Consider the following 18,778-nt stretch of genomic DNA (forward strand, 5'->3'; position numbering starts at 1 on the left):
CATTCTACCTGGAATCACGTTTGACGCCAAACCACTGATGATACCAACGGGGCATTAATTGATCCCGCAGGCTGAAAACCTGCACGCTGCCCTGCTCTATCCTGATGCTGATTTGCCCTGACTGCCCGGTATCCAGCCAGTGAAAACCGGCGGCGTGATAAGCTTCCACGACCCGTTTTGCAGGCATACGCCATGCATTGTAGCGCGCCAGAGAGGCGATGGCGGTGTGGCCTGCCGCTTTGCGCAGCAGCAGTGAGGTGGACGAAGTGCGACTGCCGTGGTGCGGCACCTGCAGGATATCGACTTTCAATCCCTCCTTTTCCAGGGCCACCAGCTGACGCTCCGCCCTGGCTTCAATATCGCCGGTTAACATCAGCCGCACCTGACCATCATCAACAATCATCACGCAGGAGTCGTTATTTCCACCGGGTAAAGGGGCCGTCAGCGGCCAGATGACCCGAAAAGTGAGCTGTCGCCAGCGCCACTGCGTGCCACGTACACAGGGTAAGTGCGTCCTGTCCGCCAGCGCACTTCTGATTTCCGCTGCGGGCCAGCGCTTTCTGATCGCATCCAGCCCGCCGGTATGATCAAGATGTTTATGGCTGAGGATCACCTGCTTCAGGCGCAGCTGCCTGCGCTCCAGCCACGGAATAATCACCCGACTGCCTGCATTGTCGTTCTGCCAGCGTGGCCCTGTGTCATAGATCACCGCCTCGTCGCCCTGGCTGATCACAAGGCTCAGTCCGTGTCCGATATCCAGCATATCGATACGCCAGCCCCGTTCCTGGTTGGGCTGGCGACTGAGTATCATCGCCAGGGCTATCGCGCTGCTGCTCACAGGAAAAGCGAAAAAGAGCTGCGCGCGCCAGAGGATCAGGCCGCCCCAGACCATGACCGTAAACCAGGTTGTGCCACTCAGTGGATACCAGCCCGACGGCAGCTGCTTCAGGCAGTAAAACAGCGCTCGCAGGGAAAGATCGGCCGCGATCCAGAAGAAGCCGGAGAGCTGTGTGACCGGCAACAGCATGGCGAGCGTCATCAGGGGCATGGTAATGAATGAGACAACCGGAATCGCGACGAAATTTGCCATCAGGGCCGTCAGGCTGATGCCGTTAAAAATCGCCACCTGCAGCGGTACCATTAAAATCATCATGCCCGCCTGCAGATGCAGCAGCTGAAGTGGCAGCCAGCGTCGTTGATGCCGAAGCGCGGCAGGCAAGGGAAACCAGTGATACCAGACCAGCAGCATGCCGACAGCCAGTACCGAGAGCCAGAAGCTGTCAGAAAGTACGGTTAAGGGGTCTGCCACCAGCAGCAGTGCAATACAGAATGTCCAGACCTGCCAGCTGTTCAGCTGAATACCGGCAGTCCGGGTTATTCCCCATAGCGTCAGGGCAAGCAACGAACGCTCTGCGGGCGGCTGCGCGCCTGAAAGCCAGGTATAGAGTGCGGCGAACAGCCAGCTCACGATGAGAGGAAAAAGATAGCCGACATAGCGGGCTGGCAAAAAGAACTGCACGCCGCGCGCAATCAGCCAGCCGGTGCTGGCCGCTAAGGCGATGTGCATACCGGAGATCGCCATCAGGTGCGCAGTGCCCGTCTCACGCAGAAGCTGACGCGTCTGCTGGCTCATCTCATCACGAACGCCAAACGCCAGCGCTTCCAGCGTCGCCCGTGAAGCGAGGCCGCGGGTGCTCTCCCGATGCCCCAGAATAAACCGCCAGCGCGCGTCACAGCGCTCATCAATTGCGACCTGCTTCAGGATCCGACCCTGTAGCGGCGTATTGTTAGCGAGTGCGAAACGCTGGGCATCAAAATCGCCTTCGTTGAGACGGGCATGGACCGGTCGCAGACGCAGTTGCATCGTCCAGCGCTGTCCGGGACAGTAGAGCGCTGAGTCAGCATCGAAATAGATCCAGGCGAAGCGCGGCGGAAATATCCTTCTGCCCTCTTCTTCCAGCAGGCGAACCTGGATTTGCCTGCGCGCCTGGCGCAGTTCAGCGATCTGAATCGTGTAGCTCCTGGTACGTGCAGAGAAATGTTCAATGTCCCGCACCATCAGACGGGCGTCGTAGCACGCCCAGCTCAGAAGCAGCAGCGTGATACCGATCAGACGAACAGGCTGATAAGGAGAATGCAGCAGCACCAGACCGGTAAGAAGGAACATCAGTATCATCTGGCCTGAAGGCAGCCGGGCCATCAGCAGTAGCGGCAGTGTGGCCACAATCGTCAGTCGCGCCAGAACAGTCCATGTCAGCATAATCATATCCATCGGGTCAGTTCGGTAAGTCTGAACCCCTCAGGAGAAAGTAACAGGGAATAATTGCGCTGGCCCGAGCGGGCTCGCAAAGAACTTGCGATGGATAGCGTCAGATGAGAACAGCGTGGATAGCCGATCGCAGACAGGATAGCGGGCAAAAAAAAACGACATCCGGAGATGTCGTTTATCGGGTTCGGTATCGGCTTAGCCGTAAATATTTGCGCGATCGCGCAGCTCTTTACCTGGCTTAAAGTGGGGAACGTATTTACCTTCCAGATCCACTTTGTCACCCGTTTTCGGGTTACGCCCGGTGCGCGGAGCGCGATAGTGCAAAGAAAAGCTGCCGAATCCCCGGATTTCGATGCGCTCACCCTGTGCCAGCGTCGTGGCCATGTGCTCGAGCATCTCTTTTACTGCATCCTCAACGACTTTCGCCGGTATATGAGTATGCTGTCCCGCCAGTCTTTCAATCAGTTCTGACTTGGTCATGTAACCTCCGGTTTATCCCTTAGGGAAAGTATGACAGCTTTTACCGAAACCGGGTGGTTGCCCACCCGGTGCTTCAGGTCGATTACTCGCCTTTAGCCGCTTTGAACGCTTCAGCCATCGCGTTAGAGAAGTTGCCTTCTTCCTGTTTGGTGTTAACAGTGTTGATAGCTTCTTTCTCATCAGCCTGGTCTTTCGCACGGACAGACAGGCTTACGACACGGTTTTTACGATCAACGCCGGTGAACTTAGCTTCAACGTCGTCGCCAACGTTCAGAACCAGAGTGGCGTCTTCAATGCGGTCCAGTGAAGCTTCAGAAGCGCGCAGGTAACCCTCAACGCCGTCTGCTAATTCAACTGTAGCACCTTTAGCATCAACTGCAGTCACTTTACCGGTGACGATCGCACCTTTCTTGTTCAGAGTGATGTAGTTGTTGAACGGATCTTCTGCCAGCTGTTTAACGCCCAGAGAGATACGCTCGCGCTCTGCATCAACCTGCAGTACAACGGCAGCGATTTCGTCGCCTTTTTTGTACTCACGAACGGCTTCTTCGCCAGTCGCGTTCCAGGAGATGTCAGACAGGTGAACCAGACCGTCGATGCCGCCGTCCAGGCCGATGAAGATACCGAAGTCAGTGATTGACTTGATTTTACCTTCAACACGATCGCCTTTGTTGTGCGTCTCAGCGAACAGCTGCCATGGGTTAGATTTACACTGCTTCAGACCCAGGGAGATACGACGACGCTCTTCGTCGATGTCCAGAACCATAACTTCAACCACATCGCCTACGTTAACAACTTTAGACGGATGGATGTTTTTGTTGGTCCAGTCCATTTCAGAAACGTGTACCAGACCTTCAACGCCTTCTTCGATTTCCACGAAGCAGCCGTAGTCAGTCAGGTTGGTCACACGACCGGTCAGGCGGGTGCCTTCCGGATAGCGTTTCGCGATAGCAACCCATGGATCTTCGCCCAGCTGCTTCAGACCCAGAGAAACACGGGTACGCTCGCGGTCGAACTTCAGCACCTTAACGGTGATTTCGTCGCCAACGTTAACGATTTCGCTTGGATGCTTAACGCGCTTCCACGCCATATCAGTGATGTGCAGCAGGCCGTCAACGCCGCCCAGATCAACGAATGCACCGTAGTCAGTGAGGTTCTTAACGATACCTTTAACTTCCATGCCTTCCTGCAGGTTTTCCAGCAGCTGATCGCGCTCTGCGCTGTTTTCAGATTCGATAACGGCACGACGTGAAACCACGACGTTGTTGCGTTTCTGATCCAGCTTGATTACTTTGAACTCAAGCTCTTTGCCTTCCAGGTGCAGCGTATCGCGCACCGGACGCACATCAACCAGTGAACCTGGCAGGAACGCACGAATACCGTTCAGCTCAACTGTGAAGCCGCCTTTAACTTTGCCGTTGATAACACCGGTAACAGTTTCAGCGTCTTCGTAAGCTTTCTCCAGCGTGATCCATGCTTCATGGCGCTTAGCTTTCTCACGGGACAGCAGGGTTTCACCGAAGCCGTCTTCCACTGCATCCAGAGCAACATCAACTTCGTCGCCAACCTGGATTTCCAGTTCGCCGGCTGCGTTCTTGAACTGCTCTGCAGGGATTGCAGATTCAGATTTCAGACCCGCATCAACCAGAACGACATCTTTGTCGATAGAAACGACGATGCCACGAACGATAGAACCCGGGCGGGTTTCGATTGTTTTTAAGGATTCTTCAAATAGTTGAGCAAAAGATTCAGTCATATTGATAATCTTCAGGATTCTTCAATTTAACGTCCATCTGACTTCATGTCGGATGGGGTTGTTTCACATGCCCTGCACCGGATCCGTGGTACAGGGTTATTAATTCAGTTTAGCCGGGATGCCCAGCTTTTCGCGGGCATAGTGTAGCGCTTTTTCAATGACCTGGTCGATAGACATCTCAGTCGAGTCTAATACCAGTGCATCGCCAGCGGCGACCAGAGGCGCAATTGCGCGGTTACGATCGCGGTCGTCGCGCTCTTTTATCTCGGCTAAAAGGCGGTCAAAGTTAACATTAAAGCCCTTTTCCTGCAACTGTAGCATACGGCGCCGGGCGCGCTCTTCCGGGCCGGCATCCAGGAAAATTTTCACTGGCGCATCAGGAAAAACCACGGTGCCCATGTCCCGGCCATCCGCAATCAGACCCGGCATCTCGCGGAAACCACGCTGGCGGCGCAATAGTGCTTCGCGCACCCGGGGAAAGGCAGCGACACGGGAAGCGGTGTTGCTCACCTCCTGCGTACGGATCTCTCCGGTGACATCCTCCCCTTCCAGTATGACCTGCATTTCACCCTTTTGAGAGACAAAGCGCACATCAAGGTGTGCAGCAATCGGCACTAACGCCTCTTCCGAATCGATATCCACCTGATGATGCAATGCGGCTAACGCCAGCACGCGATAAATAGCACCGGAGTCCAGCAGATGCCACTGCAGCGATTCTGCCATGGCTTTGCACAGGGTTCCTTTCCCCGCGCCACTTGGCCCATCGATAGTTATGACCGGGGCAGTTACTGTCATTATTCCCTCCTGTTGCTGCGTGCTTCATGGCCTGTCGGCCACCCTTTATGGTTAGCATTATACGCTGCATAGCCGTGCTTGGTTACCCTTTCGCACTGAGCGGCTGGGAAAATTTAGTCAAATAAGAGGATATCCGGGCGATTAAAGCCAGATTAAATCAGGGAAAATCCGGTGCGGGAACGCACCGGAGAAGGGCTGTCAGGCGCGCTGGCTGATTTTCTCAAGCTGCACAAAATAGTCCGGGAAGGTTTTTGCCGTACAGCCTGGATCAAGAATGGTGACCGGCGTATCAGAGAGCGCCACCAGAGAAAAACACATCGCCATACGGTGATCGTTATAGGTGCCAATATCCGCATGAATCAGTGTCGCTGGCGGCGTGATGCGGATGTAGTCATGGCCCTCTTCGACCTCTGCGCCCACTTTACGGAGTTCAGTGGCCATCGCGCTCAGCCGGTCGGTCTCTTTTACCCGCCAGTTATAAATATTACGTAACTGCGTTGTCCCTTCTGCAAACAGTGCCGTGGTCGCAATGGTCATCGCCGCGTCCGGGATATGGTTCATATCCATGTCGATCGCCTGCAGTTTTCCGGCGGTGCAGGCAATATAGTCATCGCCCCACTCAATGCTCGCGCCCATCTTTTCCAGCACGTCAGCAAAACGGATATCACCCTGCACACTCTTACGTCCGATACCGGTGACCCGAACCGTTCCACCTTTAATCGCGGCGGCGGCCAGGAAATAGGAGGCGGAAGAGGCGTCGCCTTCGACCAGGTAATCCCCTGGCGACTGATACTGCTGCGCACCTTTTATCAGGAAGCGTTGATAGTTCTGATTTTCAACGTCGACGCCAAAGCACTGCATCAGATTGAGCGTGATGTCGATGTAGGGTTTCGATACCAGATCGCCTTTAATGGTGATGCAGGTGTCCTGCTGAGCCAGCGGCGCAGTCATCAGTAGTGCCGTCAGGAACTGACTGGAGACGCTGCCATCAACACTGACGTCACCGCCGGTAAACCCCCCGCGTAAACGCAGCGGCGGATAGTGTTCGCTTTCCAGATACTCAATGGCCGCTCCACCCTGACGAAGCGCATCCACCAGATGGCCGATTGGGCGCTCTTTCATGCGTGGTTCGCCGGTCAGTTCGACATCGTGCTGACCCAGGCAAAGTGCTGCTGCCAGCGGGCGCATTGCGGTTCCGGCATTCCCCAGAAACAGCGACAGTGGTTGTGTGGCGTGCAGCGGGCCGCCATTCCCCGTCACTTCACACACGGTGCGATCGTCTGAAAGGGTATAGCTGACGCCCAGTGCGGTCAGCGCATTCAGCATGTGCTTTACATCATCGCTGTCGAGTAAATTGGTGAGTCGGGTGGTGCCTTTTGCCAGTGCAGCCAGCAGCAGTGCACGATTGGAAACGCTCTTGGAGCCAGGCAGATTTACCGTGCCGTCGACGCGCGCAATCGGTTGGAGAGTCAGGGAGTCCTGCATGTGAAACGAAATCCTCAAAAAATACAGAGACCTCGTCGCAGGACGAGGTCTGGCATCAGCATCAGCGCTGATATCTTATCGGTTAGCCGTGACGGCGTTCAAAATCGACCATGAAGTCGGTCAGGGCCTTAACACCTTCCAGGGGCATCGCATTATAAATAGAGGCGCGCATACCACCTACTACACGATGTCCTTTAAGCGCATGTAATCCATTCTTAAATGACTCTTCCAGGAACAGCGCATCCAGTGAGGCATCGGCCAGCTGGAAAGGAATGTTCATCCGCGAGCGGTTTTCTGTCGCCACATCATTGCGATAGAAGTCGCTGCCATCAATCACACCGTAAAGCAGGTCAGATTTTGCCTGATTGATGCGATCAATTTCAGCTACACCGCCTTTCTCTTTCAGCCATTTAAATACCAGACCCGAAAGGTACCAGGCAAAAGTCGGTGGCGTGTTAAACATGGAATCGTTATCGGCCAGAACTTTGTAATCGAGGATAGAGGGAACAGAGCTGTGTGCCTGACCCAGCAGATCTTCGCGTACGATGACCAGCGTCAAACCAGCCGGGCCCACATTCTTCTGCGCGCCGGCATAGATCACACCGTAACGGCTGACATCAATCGGACGTGAAAGAATGGTAGAGGAGAAGTCAGCGACAACGGTTTTGCTGCCAAAATCTGGCTGTTCATCAATAGCGATGCCGTCGATGGTCTCATTCGGACAGTAGTGCAGGTAAGCGGACGCTTCGTTGACGGCCCATTCGCGCATCGGCAGAATGGCACGTTTACCGTCACGGGTTGTTTTGACATCCAGCGTGCGCGGGGAGCAATACTTTTCCGCCTCTTTAATGGCACTGTGCGCCCAGTAACCGCCATCAACATAGTCGGCCGTTGTCGCTGACCCCAGCAGATTGCCCGGCACGGCAGCGAACTGCGCACGTGCGCCCCCATGACAGAATAAAACTTTGTAACCGGCCGGGATTTTTAGCAGATCACGGAAGTCCTGTTCGGCTTCCTCAGCCACCTGAATAAACTCTTTACTGCGGTGACTGATCTCCATTACAGAGGTACCCAGACCGCGCCAGTTCGTCAGTTCCTGTTCTGCACGACGGAGCACTTCTACCGGTAGCATCGCCGGGCCAGAGCTAAAATTATAAACCTGCGTCATTTCCCCTCACCACTGTCATATCGAACGGTTATGAATAATCATCCGGTTTTATCACTGCATTCTGATAGCTGCAATCATAAATCAGGAGGCGGTCACATTTTCTGACTCTGCCGCGCCGGATGTTATGTTACCAATGCAAACCTGCACGAAATTTTGTGAGGCGCCGTTCAGCACGATAAAAGTGCGTCTGGCCGGTAAAGCGAAGTAATGGAAAACTACGGCGGTAAATTTATCCCGCCCTGATAGCGGTCTTCAGGCAAAATCCGTATCATGGCGCGCTTTACGCACCCTATGACAACTGAGAGAGCGGCACTATGACGCAAACATTTATCCCGGGCAAAGATGCCGCACTGGAAGACTCCATTGCGCGTTTCCAGAATAAGCTGCAGGATCTTGGCTTTAATATTGAAGAAGCTTCCTGGCTGAATCCTGTTCCCCATGTCTGGTCTGTGCATATTCGCGACCGCGATTGCCCGCTCTGTTTTACCAACGGCAAAGGCGCCAGTAAAAAAGCGGCGCTGGCCTCCGCGCTGGGCGAATATTTTGAGCGTCTCTCAACGAACTATTTCTTTGCTGACTTCTGGCTTGGAAAAAAGATCGCGAACGGCGATTTTGTTCACTATCCCAATGAAAAATGGTTTGCTGTCCCTGAGGATGAATCCTTACCTGAGGGGATTCTGGACCCGCGTCTGCGCGCCTTTTACGATCCAGACCAGGCGCTGACGGCGTCCGGATTAATCGATCTGCAGTCCGGTAATGCTGAACGGGGCATCTGTGCCCTGCCGTTTACCCGCCAGTCCGACCAGCAAACCGTTTATATCCCGGTGAATATCATTGGTAACCTCTATGTCTCTAACGGCATGTCGGCGGGTAACACGGCCAATGAAGCGCGTGTTCAGGGGCTCTCTGAGGTGTTTGAGCGCTACATCAAAAACCGTATTATTGCTGAAGCTATCAGCCTGCCGGCGATCCCGGATGAGGTGATGCAGCGCTACCCTGACGTGATCGAAGCGATTGCCCGTCTTGAAGCGGAAGGTTTCCCGATTTTCGCCTACGATGCCTCGCTTGGCGGTAAATATCCGGTGATCTGCGTGGTGCTGTTTAACCCGGCCAACGGGACCTGTTTTGCCTCCTTTGGGGCGCATCCCGATTTTGGCGTTGCGCTGGAGCGTACCGTCACCGAGCTGCTGCAGGGCCGGAGCCTGAAAGATCTGGATGTGTTTACCCCACCGACGTTCGACGATGAAGAAGTCGCCGAGCACGCCAACCTTGAAACCCATTTCATTGATTCAAGCGGCCTGATCTCCTGGGATCTGTTTAAAGAGACGGCGGATTATCCCTTTGTGGACTGGTCCTTCGCAGGCAGTACTGAAGAGGAGTTTGCCACACTGATGGCGATCTTTGCTTCAGAAGATCAGGAAGTCTATATCGCTGACTATGAGCATCTGGGTGTCTACGCCTGTCGCATCATCGTGCCTGGCATGTCTGATATCTATCCGGCAGAAGACCTCTTCCTGGCAAATAACAGCATGGGAGCGGGCATACGTGAAACCCTGCTGGCACTGCCTGATAGCAACTGGAATCCGGAAGAGTATCTCGATTTAATCGGGCAACTGGATGACGAAGGTTTCGATGACTTTACCCGCGTCCGCGAGCTGCTGGGTCTGGCCACCGGTAAAGATAACGGCTGGTCGACGCTGCGTATCGGTGAATTAAAGGCGATGCTGGCTCTGGCAGGTGGCGATCTGGAGCAGGCCCTGATCTGGACGGAGTGGACAATGGAATTTAACAGCTCTGTCTTTACGCCAGAGCGGGCAAATTACTACCGCTGCCTGCAGACCCTGCTGCTATTAGCGATGGAAGATGAGCGTGACCCGCTGCAATACCATCATGCCTTCACGCGGATGTATGGTGAAAGCGCAGTGGAAGCCGCCTCGGCCGCCATCAGTGGTGAACAGCCGTTTAACGGACTTCAGGCGGTTGATGATGAGCTGCTGGCATTCCCGGCTCATCAGTCTCTGCTTGCGGCTTACGAAAAACTGCAAACGGCCAAACGCCACTACTGGAAAAACGCGTAATTCCTGACGCGTCAGCGGGTCGATAGTCGATCCGGCATGGCACTGCATTTACCGGGTGCCATGCTATTTTCTTTTCATGAAACATTAGCTGCATTAAATCCCTTTCCCGCAACATCCCATTGTTTTGTTTAACATGCGGATGACCAATCAATTACAAATGCCATTCCGGGCAGGCAATCACAGACCTGACATTAAAATAATCCTGCATATTTTAAAAAATATTTAATTAAATAAATTCAATACCTTACAACAAAATAATTCAGTTTTCCTGTGACAAAACGGTTACCGTTCCGGCAAACATGATCCACATCAATTACTTGCTACTACTCCTTTGTTACTATTTTTTCAGACAACTTCTGGAGTAAGTTAGTGTGAAAACTGACAACCCTTTTAATCTATTACTTCCGGCCGCAATGGCAAAAGTTGCTGAAGATGCCGGAATTTATAAAGCCACCAAACACCCCTTTACCACTTTCTTTCTGGCGTTAACCGCTGGCGTATTTATCTCAATCGCATTCGTTTTTTATATCACAGCCACCACCGGCAGCGGCACAATGCCCTATGGCATAGCCAAACTGATTGGGGGTATCTGCTTCTCACTCGGCCTGATGCTGGTCGTCGTGTGTGGTGCCGATCTCTTCACATCGACGGTCCTCATCGTTGTGGCCAAAGCCAGTGGACGTATCAGCTGGGGCCAGCTGGCCCGTAACTGGATCAACGTTTATGTCGGTAACCTGGGCGGTGCTCTCTTCTTTGTCGCCCTGATGTGGTTTGCCGGACAACATATGGTTGCTAACGGTGCCTGGGGATTAAATGTGCTGCAGACCGCCGATCACAAAATGCACCATACCTTTATTGAAGCGGTCTGCCTGGGCACATTGGCTAATCTGCTGGTCTGCCTCGCGGTCTGGATGAGTTATTCCGGCCGTAGCCTGACCGATAAACTGGTGGTGATGATTCTGCCTGTTTCGATGTTTGTAGCCAGTGGTTTCGAACACAGTATCGCCAACATGTTTCTGATCCCCTATGCCATCACTATCCGCGACTTTGCGACACCTGAGTTCTGGCAGGCGGCAGGGGCGACAGCAGCACAGTTTCACTCACTGACCGTCACTCACTTTATTCTCGACAACCTGATCCCCGTAACTCTGGGTAACATTATTGGCGGCGGCGTTCTGGTGGGTCTGACTTATTGGGTGATCTATCTCCGTAAAGGTGACCCGGTACACTAAACGTATTTTTGATGGCACAGCCCATCCGCTGTGCCTGACCGTAACAGTCTCTTCATCTAAGGCAGGTATAGTATGACCGAACTTAATGCAAAACTGGCCACAGCATGGGAAGGATTTGCTGAAGGCGAATGGCAGAATAGCGTCAACGTGCGCGATTTCATTCAGAAGAACTACACTCCTTATGAAGGTGATGAGTCATTCCTGGCGGGTGCAACTGAAGCCACTACCAAATTGTGGGAAAGCGTGCTGGAAGGGATCAAAATTGAGAACCGCACCCACGCGCCTGTCGACTTTGACACCGATCTTGCTTCAACCATCACCTCACACGACGCTGGCTACATCATCAAGCCACTGGAAAAAATCGTAGGTCTGCAGACTGAAGCCCCTCTGAAGCGCGCCATTATTCCTTACGGCGGCATCAAAATGGTGGAAGGCTCATGCAAAGTTTATGGCCGTGAGCTTGATCCTTCACTGAAAAAAATCTTTACCGAATACCGTAAAACCCACAACCAGGGTGTGTTCGACGTCTATACACCAGACATCCTGCGCTGCCGTAAATCCGGTATTCTGACCGGTCTGCCGGACGCGTATGGTCGCGGACGTATCATCGGTGACTACCGTCGTGTCGCGCTCTACGGCATCGATTTCCTGATGGCGGATAAATTCGCGCAGTTCACCTCACTGCAGAACGATCTGGAGAATGGCGTAAATCTCGAAGCAACGATTCGTCTGCGTGAAGAGATTTCCGATCAGCACCGTGCGCTGGCGCAGATCAAAGAGATGGCGGCAAAATATGGCCACGACATTTCCGGCCCGGCCACCAATGCTGCCGAAGCGGTACAGTGGACCTACTACGGCTATCTGGCCGCCGTGAAATCACAGAATGGTGCTGCGATGTCCTTTGGTCGCGTATCCACCTTCCTGGATGTCTACATTGAGCGTGACCTTAAAGCCGGTAAGCTGACAGAAGAACAGGCCCAGGAGCTGATCGACCATCTGGTGATGAAACTGCGCATGGTCCGCTTCCTGCGTACACCTGAATATGATGAGCTGTTCTCAGGCGACCCAATCTGGGCCACTGAATCCCTGGCCGGTATGGGTGTTGATGGCCGTACACTGGTCTCAAAAAGCACGTTCCGCTTCCTGAACACCCTCTACACCATGGGACCGTCACCCGAGCCGAACATGACCATTCTGTGGTCAGAGAAACTGCCAATTAACTTTAAGAAATTTGCCGCTAAGGTCTCTATCGACACCTCATCCCTGCAGTATGAGAACGATGACCTGATGCGTCCGGATTTCAACAATGATGACTACGCCATTGCCTGCTGCGTCAGCCCGATGATTGTCGGCAAACAAATGCAGTTCTTTGGCGCGCGAGCCAACCTGGCGAAAACACTGCTCTATGCAATCAACGGCGGTGTTGATGAAAAACTGAAAATGCAGGTGGGCCCGAAAGGCGACAAAATCAGCGACGACGTGCTGAATTTCGACACCGTCATGGAGCGTATGGATCACTTCATGGACTGGCTGGCAAAACAGTATGTGACCTCGCTGAACATCATTCACTACATGCATGATAAGTACAGCTACGAAGCGGCACTGATGGCCTTACACGACCGGGACGTCTATCGCACCATGGCGTGCGGTATTGCGGGACTCTCTGTAGCGGCGGATTCACTTTCCGCGATTAAATATGCCAAAGTGAAACCTATCCGTGATGAAGACGGCCTGGCAATTGACTTCGATATCGAAGGTGAATATCCGCAGTTCGGTAACAACGATCCGCGGGTTGATGACCTGGCCTGCGATCTGGTTGAACGCTTTATGAAGAAAATCCAGAAGCTGACTACCTATCGCAATGCCGTGCCGACTCAGTCTGTCCTGACCATTACGTCAAACGTGGTATATGGTAAGAAAACCGGTAACACCCCGGATGGACGCCGCGCTGGTGCACCGTTCGGACCAGGTGCTAACCCGATGCACGGTCGCGACCAGAAAGGTGCGGTAGCGTCACTAACCTCCGTTGCGAAACTGCCGTTTGCCTATGCGAAAGATGGTATCTCGTACACCTTCTCCATCGTGCCGAACGCGCTGGGTAAAGATGATAACGTGCGGAAAACCAACCTTGCCGGTCTGATGGATGGTTACTTCCATCATGAAGCCAGCATCGAAGGCGGTCAGCATCTTAACGTCAACGTGATGAACCGTGAAATGCTGCTGGACGCGATGGAGCATCCTGAGAAGTATCCACAGCTGACCATCCGCGTTTCCGGTTATGCTGTTCGCTTTAACTCACTGACTAAAGAGCAACAGCAGGATGTGATTACCCGTACCTTTACTCAGTCACTGTAATCACCGCCCTACCCGTTTAAAAAAGGCTCCTCGCGGAGCCTTTTATTTAAAAGTCTGTTCTGGTGGTCGTCTCTGTGAAGGTGTCCACCAGAATCGATTTCCTGCCCTGAGCGCAACAGAGATTGCGCCGTCTGTTACGGCAGACTCACTGGAGAAAACATCGCAATGTCAGTTAACGGTCGTATCCACTCGTTTGAATCCTGCGGCACCGTCGATGGTCCCGGCATCCGTTTCATTACCTTCTTCCAGGGCTGCCTGATGCGCTGCCTTTACTGTCACAACCGAGATACCTGGGATACCCATGGTGGCAAAGAGATCAGCGTCGAGGCCCTGATGGCGGATGTGCTCTCCTATCGCCATTTCATGAACGCCTCTGGCGGTGGCGTCACGGCATCCGGAGGCGAAGCCATTCTTCAGGCTGAGTTTGTGCGCGACTGGTTTCGTGCCTGCAAGGCGGAAGGCATTCATACCTGTCTCGACACCAACGGTTTTGTCCGCCGTTATGATCCGGTGATCGATGAACTGCTCGACGTGACCGATCTGGTGATGCTCGACCTCAAGCAGATGAATGACGATATCCACCAGATTCTGGTGGGCGTGTCGAATCATCGCACGCTGGACTTTGCCCGCTACCTGCAGAAAAAAGGCAAACGCACCTGGATTCGTTTTGTCGTAGTGCCAGGCTATTCCGACGATGATGATACTGCGCACCGGCTGGGTAAATTTACTCGCGACATGGAGAATGTTGAGAAGATTGAACTGCTGCCTTACCACGAACTGGGTAAGCACAAATGGATTGCGATGGGGGAAGAGTACAAGCTGGATGGCGTAAAGCCGCCGAAGAAAGAGACAATGGAGCGGGTAAAAAATATTCTTGCCAGCTACGGACACGAAGTCATGTACTAAACCATTTAATGCCAGAAAAGGGAGCCAGTGGCTCCCTTTTTGTTATTCCGCGATCAGGCATGCGCCACTGGCGTAGCGTGATGATTCGCTTTACGCAGCAGCATTACCAGATAGATCAGCGCCACCGTCGCAATCATGATAAACAGTGAGCGATCAGAGTAATTCTGCATCAGAACGGAGGTCATCGCCGGTCCCGCCAGACTTCCGACGGTATAACTCAGTAGCAGCGCCTGATTCATGGCAACCAGCTCATGGTGTGATACCGTCTCACAGGCCCAGGACATCGCCACCGGATAGAGCGTAAAGCCCGCGAGGCCGAGCACAAACAGCGACGGTGCCATTGCGGCATTGGCCAGCATCGCCATCGCCCCCAAGATAACCACAAAGACCTGCACCCGCAGCACCAGCATGCGACCAAAGCGGTCAGCCAGACGACCGATGGGCCACTGCCCCACAATCCCGGCACTGACCAGTAACGCCATCCAGTAGCCCACGTGAGCATCACTCATTCCCTGATGCGACAGGTAAAGCGGCATCAGACCGTAAAGTGAACCTAAGACGATACCAGAGATAATGCAGCCATTGATGCCAAGGCGCGAGCTGCGGCGACGAAGCATAGGCCAGATGCTGGCCGGTACGGGCTCCGCCGCGTCTGCGCTGGCGGAGACGCGGGTGAAGACCAGCGGCAGTACTGCGCAGAACACCAGCGACGTGACCCAGGGGATCACACTCAGCAACTCTGTTGAGAGTCTGCTGACCAGCAACTGACCGGCCACCGTGCCCAGATAGTAGACGATCATATAGGCTGCCAGAAGCTGGCCGCGGTTACGCACCGTTCCGCTGCAGAGTAGCGCACTCTCAACCACCACCCACATCAGCGCACAGCCCACGCCCGCAATAAAGCGCAGCGAACTCCATGCCCAGAAGCCTTCCAGAGTCGCAAGGCAAAGCGTGGCGACAGCAAAGAGTCCGGTTGCCAGGTAATAGCTGCGATTAAACCCGTAGTGTCTGATCAACCAGCCAGCCAGCAGCGTGCCTGCGAGATTACCGGTGTAATAAGAGGAGCTTACGATGCCCACCTGCCAGGTTGTCAGTAAGTCATGGGTCAGCCACAGTGGAACCAGCGTATTCAGTACGGCGATGGCTACGGTCATTAACATCAGGCCGCAAAGCAGCAAAATCACAGGGCGTGACCAGGTTGACATAGGGGATCGAAACCAGAACATATAAAGGGAAATTGCGCGCAGTTTGCCACTGGCTTTTTTAAAGTCAATGGGGGCCATTTATCAGCAGCACATTTTGCTGTCCGACAATTTAATTTACTAATCTTCAGTGGGTTACAATCCGACAGGGCATCAGGACATCAAATGCTATCTCTATGAAAATACAGATTTTTAAGCATTACGGCCCATCTGCTGTCGATAACGTTTATTTGTGATTCATTTGACGCTAATCAGGCTGGGTATTGAAAACTGCGGGCATAAAAAAACCCGGCTGGCGCCGGGTTTAGTCCGTCAGGCTTACTCAGCCAATGATCTCAGCGCCATTCATATACGGGCGTAAAACCTCAGGCACAATAATACGGCCATCTTCCTGCTGATAGTTTTCCAGCACCGCAACCAGGGTACGGCCTACAGCCAGCCCAGAGCCGTTCAGAGTATGAACCAGCCGTGGTTTCTTATCCTGTTTATTGCGGCAACGGGCCTGCATACGACGCGCCTGGAAATCGCCCATGTTCGAACAGGAGGAGATTTCACGATAGGTGTTCTGAGCCGGTAACCATACTTCAAGATCGTAGGTTTTGGTCGATCCAAAGCCCATGTCTCCGGTGCAGAGTAAAACCTTACGATAAGGCAGGTTCAGCAACTGCAACACTTTCTCGGCGTGCCCTGTCAGCTCTTCCAGCGCATCCATCGAGTGCTCCGGGCTGACAATCTGAACCATTTCCACTTTATCGAACTGGTGCATACGGATCAGACCGCGGGTATCACGGCCGTACGAACCCGCTTCAGAACGGAAGCACGGCGTATGCGCGGTCAGTTTGACTGGCAGGCTCTCCTCTTCGAGAATTTCGTCACGCGCCAGGTTAGTCAACGGCACTTCTGCAGTCGGAATCAAGGCATAGTGGCTGCTGTCTGACTCCTCTTCCAGCGGGCGGGTGTGGAACAGATCTTCGCCAAATTTCGGCAGCTGTCCGGTACCGTAAAGCGTTTCGTGGTTAACCAGATAAGGCACATAGGTTTCCAGGTAGCCATGCTGCTCAGTGTGTAGGTCAATCATAAACTGACTCAGCGCACGGTGCAGCCGGGCAATCTGTCCCTGCATCACGACAAAGCGCGAACCGGTCAGTTTTACGGCGGCCGCAAAATCCAGACCTTTGGCTGCTTCACCCAGCTCAACGTGATCTTTAACCTGGAAATCAAACTGACGCGGGGTTCCCCAGCGACTGACTTCCTGGTTTTCGCTGTCATCTTTACCCAGCGGCACTTCGTCTGCCGGAATGTTCGGCAGTGCCAGCGCAAAGTCACGGATTTGATTCTGCAGTTCATCCAGTTCTGTTTTTGCGGCATCCAGGCGTTCGCCCAGCGCGTTCACTTCCTGACGCAGCGGCTCGATATCTTCCCCACGGACTTTGGCCTGACCGATGGATTTGGATCGGGAGTTACGCTCTGCCTGCAAATTCTCTGTTTCTACCTGCAGGACCTTGCGACGCTCTTCCAGCGAACGCAGCGTTTCCACATCCAGTTTATATCCCCGGCGTGCCAGTTTTTCTGCGACTGCGTCTGGCTCGTTACGCAGCAGATTGGGATCGAGCATGCTTATCCTGTGTTTAAAAAGTTGGTTAAAAGAAGGGACGCACTCCGGCGGAATGCGTTGAAAACATTGCCCACATTACCGTAACGTCTGTTTCAGCGGTAGCGTTTTGTCGGGCTATTTTGATCCTGTTCAGCCAGCCAGCTTAGCTTTTCGCCAATCTTGCCCTCAAGCCCGCGCTGGGTTGGACGGTAATAGCGCGCGTCAGCCAGTTCCGGCGGGAAATAGACTTCACCTGCGGCATAGGCGTTGGTTTCATCGTGGGCGTAGCGATACTCTTTGCCGAGCCCCATCTCTTTCATCAGCTTCGTTGGCGCGTTGCGCAGATGTTCCGGCACATCAAAATCCGGATGGTCACGGGCATCCCGCATGGCGGCCTTGAAGGCGGTATAAACGGCATTACTCTTCGGTGCGCAGGCCAGATAAACAATCGCCTGCGCAATGGCGCGCTCCCCTTCTGCCGGGCCTACGCGTGTGAAACAGTCCCACGCGGCAATAGCGACCTGCATCCCGCGCGGATCGGCATTGCCGACATCCTCAGAGGCGATAGCCAGTAACCGGCGCGCCACATAGAGCGGATCGCCCCCGGCGGTGATAATACGTGCATACCAGTAGAGCGCCGCATCAGGCGCAGAGCCACGCACGGATTTGTGCAGCGCCGAAATCAGATCGTAAAAGCGGTCACCTTTGTTGTCGAAACGCGCCGAACGCTCGCCAGACACTTCATTAAGCAACCGGGGCGTGAGCTCCCGCTGGCCGGATGCGGTGGTTTCGGCCATATCGGCCATCATCTCCAGCGTGTTCAGTGCCCGACGCGCATCGCCATTCACCAGCTCAGCGATCATTCTGCGCGTGTTGTCCGGCAGGACAATATCTGTATCGCCGTAGCCGCGCGTTTTGTCCTGCATCGCCTGATCCAGCACCTGCTCGATATCTTCCAGTGTCAGGGATTTCAGCAGATAGACACGGGCGCGCGACAGCAATGCCGAGTTGAGTTCAAAAGAGGGGTTTTCTGTGGTGGCACCAATAAAAGTAATGGTGCCATCCTCGATGTGGGGTAAAAAAGCATCCTGCTGGCTTTTGTTGAACCGGTGCACCTCGTCCACAAACAGGATCGTCCGCCGCCCGGCCTGCTTATTCTGCCTGGCGCGCTCAATGGCCTCCCGGATCTCTTTAACCCCGGAGGTCACGGCTGAGATACGTTCCACATCGGCATTGCCATAGTGCGCAATGATTTCAGCCAGCGTGGTCTTGCCGGTCCCGGGGGGGCCCCAGAGGATCATGGAGTGCAGGTGCCCTGCCTCAATAGCACGCGGCAGCGGTTTACCGGCACCCAGCAGATGTTGCTGGCCAATGTACTGTTTCAACGTTTCTGGCCGCATACGCGCGGCCAGAGGTTTGAAATTTTCGGTGGAAAAATCCAGGGACAGGTTACTCACC

13 protein-coding genes are annotated in these 18,778 nt (G+C 53.9%); 4 read left to right on the forward strand and 9 right to left on the reverse strand.

The features are described 5' to 3' along the window. Positions 1-4 precede the first annotated feature (4 nt). From F3I47_RS04350 to serC, 6 genes are all read right to left on the reverse strand, one after another. On the reverse strand, positions 5-2,260 hold the full coding sequence (locus tag F3I47_RS04350) for a DNA internalization-related competence protein ComEC/Rec2 (protein WP_190311347.1): 2,256 nt from the start codon (positions 2,258-2,260) through the stop codon (positions 5-7). A 204-nt stretch (positions 2,261-2,464) separates the two neighbouring features. After that, the gene (gene ihfB / locus F3I47_RS04355; RefSeq protein ID WP_003849360.1) at positions 2,465-2,749 is read right to left on the reverse strand and encodes an integration host factor subunit beta; all 285 of its coding nucleotides are present in this window, start codon (positions 2,747-2,749) and stop codon (positions 2,465-2,467) included. 82 nt (positions 2,750-2,831) lie between these two features. Continuing rightward, entirely contained in the window at positions 2,832-4,505 is a 1,674-nt protein-coding gene (rpsA, locus tag F3I47_RS04360) for a 30S ribosomal protein S1 (RefSeq protein WP_009091109.1), read from the reverse strand. A gap of 99 nt (positions 4,506-4,604) precedes the next feature. Then, the gene (cmk, locus tag F3I47_RS04365) at positions 4,605-5,300 is read right to left on the reverse strand and encodes a (d)CMP kinase (protein WP_150029726.1); all 696 of its coding nucleotides are present in this window, start codon (positions 5,298-5,300) and stop codon (positions 4,605-4,607) included. Positions 5,301-5,498: 198 nt separating this feature from the next. After that, a complete protein-coding gene (gene aroA, locus F3I47_RS04370; protein WP_150029727.1) occupies positions 5,499-6,785 on the reverse strand; it encodes a 3-phosphoshikimate 1-carboxyvinyltransferase in 1,287 nt (428 codons plus the stop codon). Positions 6,786-6,867: 82 nt separating this feature from the next. Beyond that, entirely contained in the window at positions 6,868-7,953 is a 1,086-nt protein-coding gene (serC, locus tag F3I47_RS04375; protein ID WP_150029728.1) for a 3-phosphoserine/phosphohydroxythreonine transaminase, read from the reverse strand. A gap of 314 nt (positions 7,954-8,267) precedes the next feature. Here serC and ycaO point away from each other — a divergent pair, with 314 nt between their 5' ends. The 4 genes from ycaO (at position 8,268) to pflA (ending at position 14,524) form a co-directional block, all read left to right on the forward strand. Beyond that, positions 8,268-10,031, forward strand: a complete 1,764-nt coding sequence (gene ycaO / locus F3I47_RS04380) for a 30S ribosomal protein S12 methylthiotransferase accessory factor YcaO (RefSeq protein WP_150029729.1) — start codon at positions 8,268-8,270, stop codon at positions 10,029-10,031. A gap of 371 nt (positions 10,032-10,402) precedes the next feature. Continuing rightward, complete coding sequence (gene focA / locus F3I47_RS04385) at positions 10,403-11,263, forward strand: formate transporter FocA (RefSeq protein ID WP_009091118.1); 861 nt, start codon at positions 10,403-10,405, stop codon at positions 11,261-11,263. Positions 11,264-11,335: 72 nt separating this feature from the next. Beyond that, a complete protein-coding gene (gene pflB / locus F3I47_RS04390; RefSeq protein ID WP_009091120.1) occupies positions 11,336-13,618 on the forward strand; it encodes a formate C-acetyltransferase in 2,283 nt (760 codons plus the stop codon). A 165-nt stretch (positions 13,619-13,783) separates the two neighbouring features. Further along, complete coding sequence (gene pflA, locus F3I47_RS04395) at positions 13,784-14,524, forward strand: pyruvate formate lyase 1-activating protein (RefSeq protein WP_150029730.1); 741 nt, start codon at positions 13,784-13,786, stop codon at positions 14,522-14,524. 53 nt (positions 14,525-14,577) lie between these two features. Here pflA and F3I47_RS04400 read toward each other — a convergent pair whose 3' ends face one another. The 3 genes from F3I47_RS04400 to F3I47_RS04410 form a co-directional block, all read right to left on the reverse strand. Further along, complete coding sequence (locus F3I47_RS04400) at positions 14,578-15,729, reverse strand: MFS transporter (RefSeq protein WP_150029731.1); 1,152 nt, start codon at positions 15,727-15,729, stop codon at positions 14,578-14,580. A 319-nt stretch (positions 15,730-16,048) separates the two neighbouring features. After that, positions 16,049-17,341 carry a serine--tRNA ligase gene (gene serS, locus F3I47_RS04405; RefSeq protein ID WP_150029732.1) on the reverse strand — a complete coding sequence of 431 codons (1,293 nt, stop codon included), beginning with the start codon at positions 17,339-17,341 and terminating at the stop codon, positions 16,049-16,051. A gap of 92 nt (positions 17,342-17,433) precedes the next feature. Next, positions 17,434-18,777 carry a replication-associated recombination protein A gene (locus F3I47_RS04410; protein WP_150029733.1) on the reverse strand — a complete coding sequence of 448 codons (1,344 nt, stop codon included), beginning with the start codon at positions 18,775-18,777 and terminating at the stop codon, positions 17,434-17,436. Position 18,778 lies beyond the last annotated feature (1 nt).

Origin of the sequence: Pantoea sp. M_10 (assembly GCF_008631515.1) — a bacterium.
Taxonomy (GTDB): domain Bacteria; phylum Pseudomonadota; class Gammaproteobacteria; order Enterobacterales; family Enterobacteriaceae; genus Pantoea; species Pantoea anthophila.

Excerpts from the sequence above, each read along its gene's own strand:
- pflB (WP_009091120.1), top strand. The coding sequence starts at position 11,336 with ATGACCGAACTTAATGCAAAACTGGCCACAGCATGGGAAGGATTTGCT.
- rpsA (WP_009091109.1), bottom strand. The coding sequence starts at position 4,505 with ATGACTGAATCTTTTGCTCAACTATTTGAAGAATCCTTAAAAACAATC.
- F3I47_RS04400 (WP_150029731.1), bottom strand. The coding sequence starts at position 15,729 with ATGTCAACCTGGTCACGCCCTGTGATTTTGCTGCTTTGCGGCCTGATG.
- pflA (WP_150029730.1), top strand. The coding sequence starts at position 13,784 with ATGTCAGTTAACGGTCGTATCCACTCGTTTGAATCCTGCGGCACCGTC.
- aroA (WP_150029727.1), bottom strand. The coding sequence starts at position 6,785 with ATGCAGGACTCCCTGACTCTCCAACCGATTGCGCGCGTCGACGGCACG.
- cmk (WP_150029726.1), bottom strand. The coding sequence starts at position 5,300 with ATGACAGTAACTGCCCCGGTCATAACTATCGATGGGCCAAGTGGCGCG.
- ihfB (WP_003849360.1), bottom strand. The coding sequence starts at position 2,749 with ATGACCAAGTCAGAACTGATTGAAAGACTGGCGGGACAGCATACTCAT.
- ycaO (WP_150029729.1), top strand. The coding sequence starts at position 8,268 with ATGACGCAAACATTTATCCCGGGCAAAGATGCCGCACTGGAAGACTCC.
- serC (WP_150029728.1), bottom strand. The coding sequence starts at position 7,953 with ATGACGCAGGTTTATAATTTTAGCTCTGGCCCGGCGATGCTACCGGTA.
- serS (WP_150029732.1), bottom strand. The coding sequence starts at position 17,341 with ATGCTCGATCCCAATCTGCTGCGTAACGAGCCAGACGCAGTCGCAGAA.
- F3I47_RS04350 (WP_190311347.1), bottom strand. The coding sequence starts at position 2,260 with ATGCTGACATGGACTGTTCTGGCGCGACTGACGATTGTGGCCACACTG.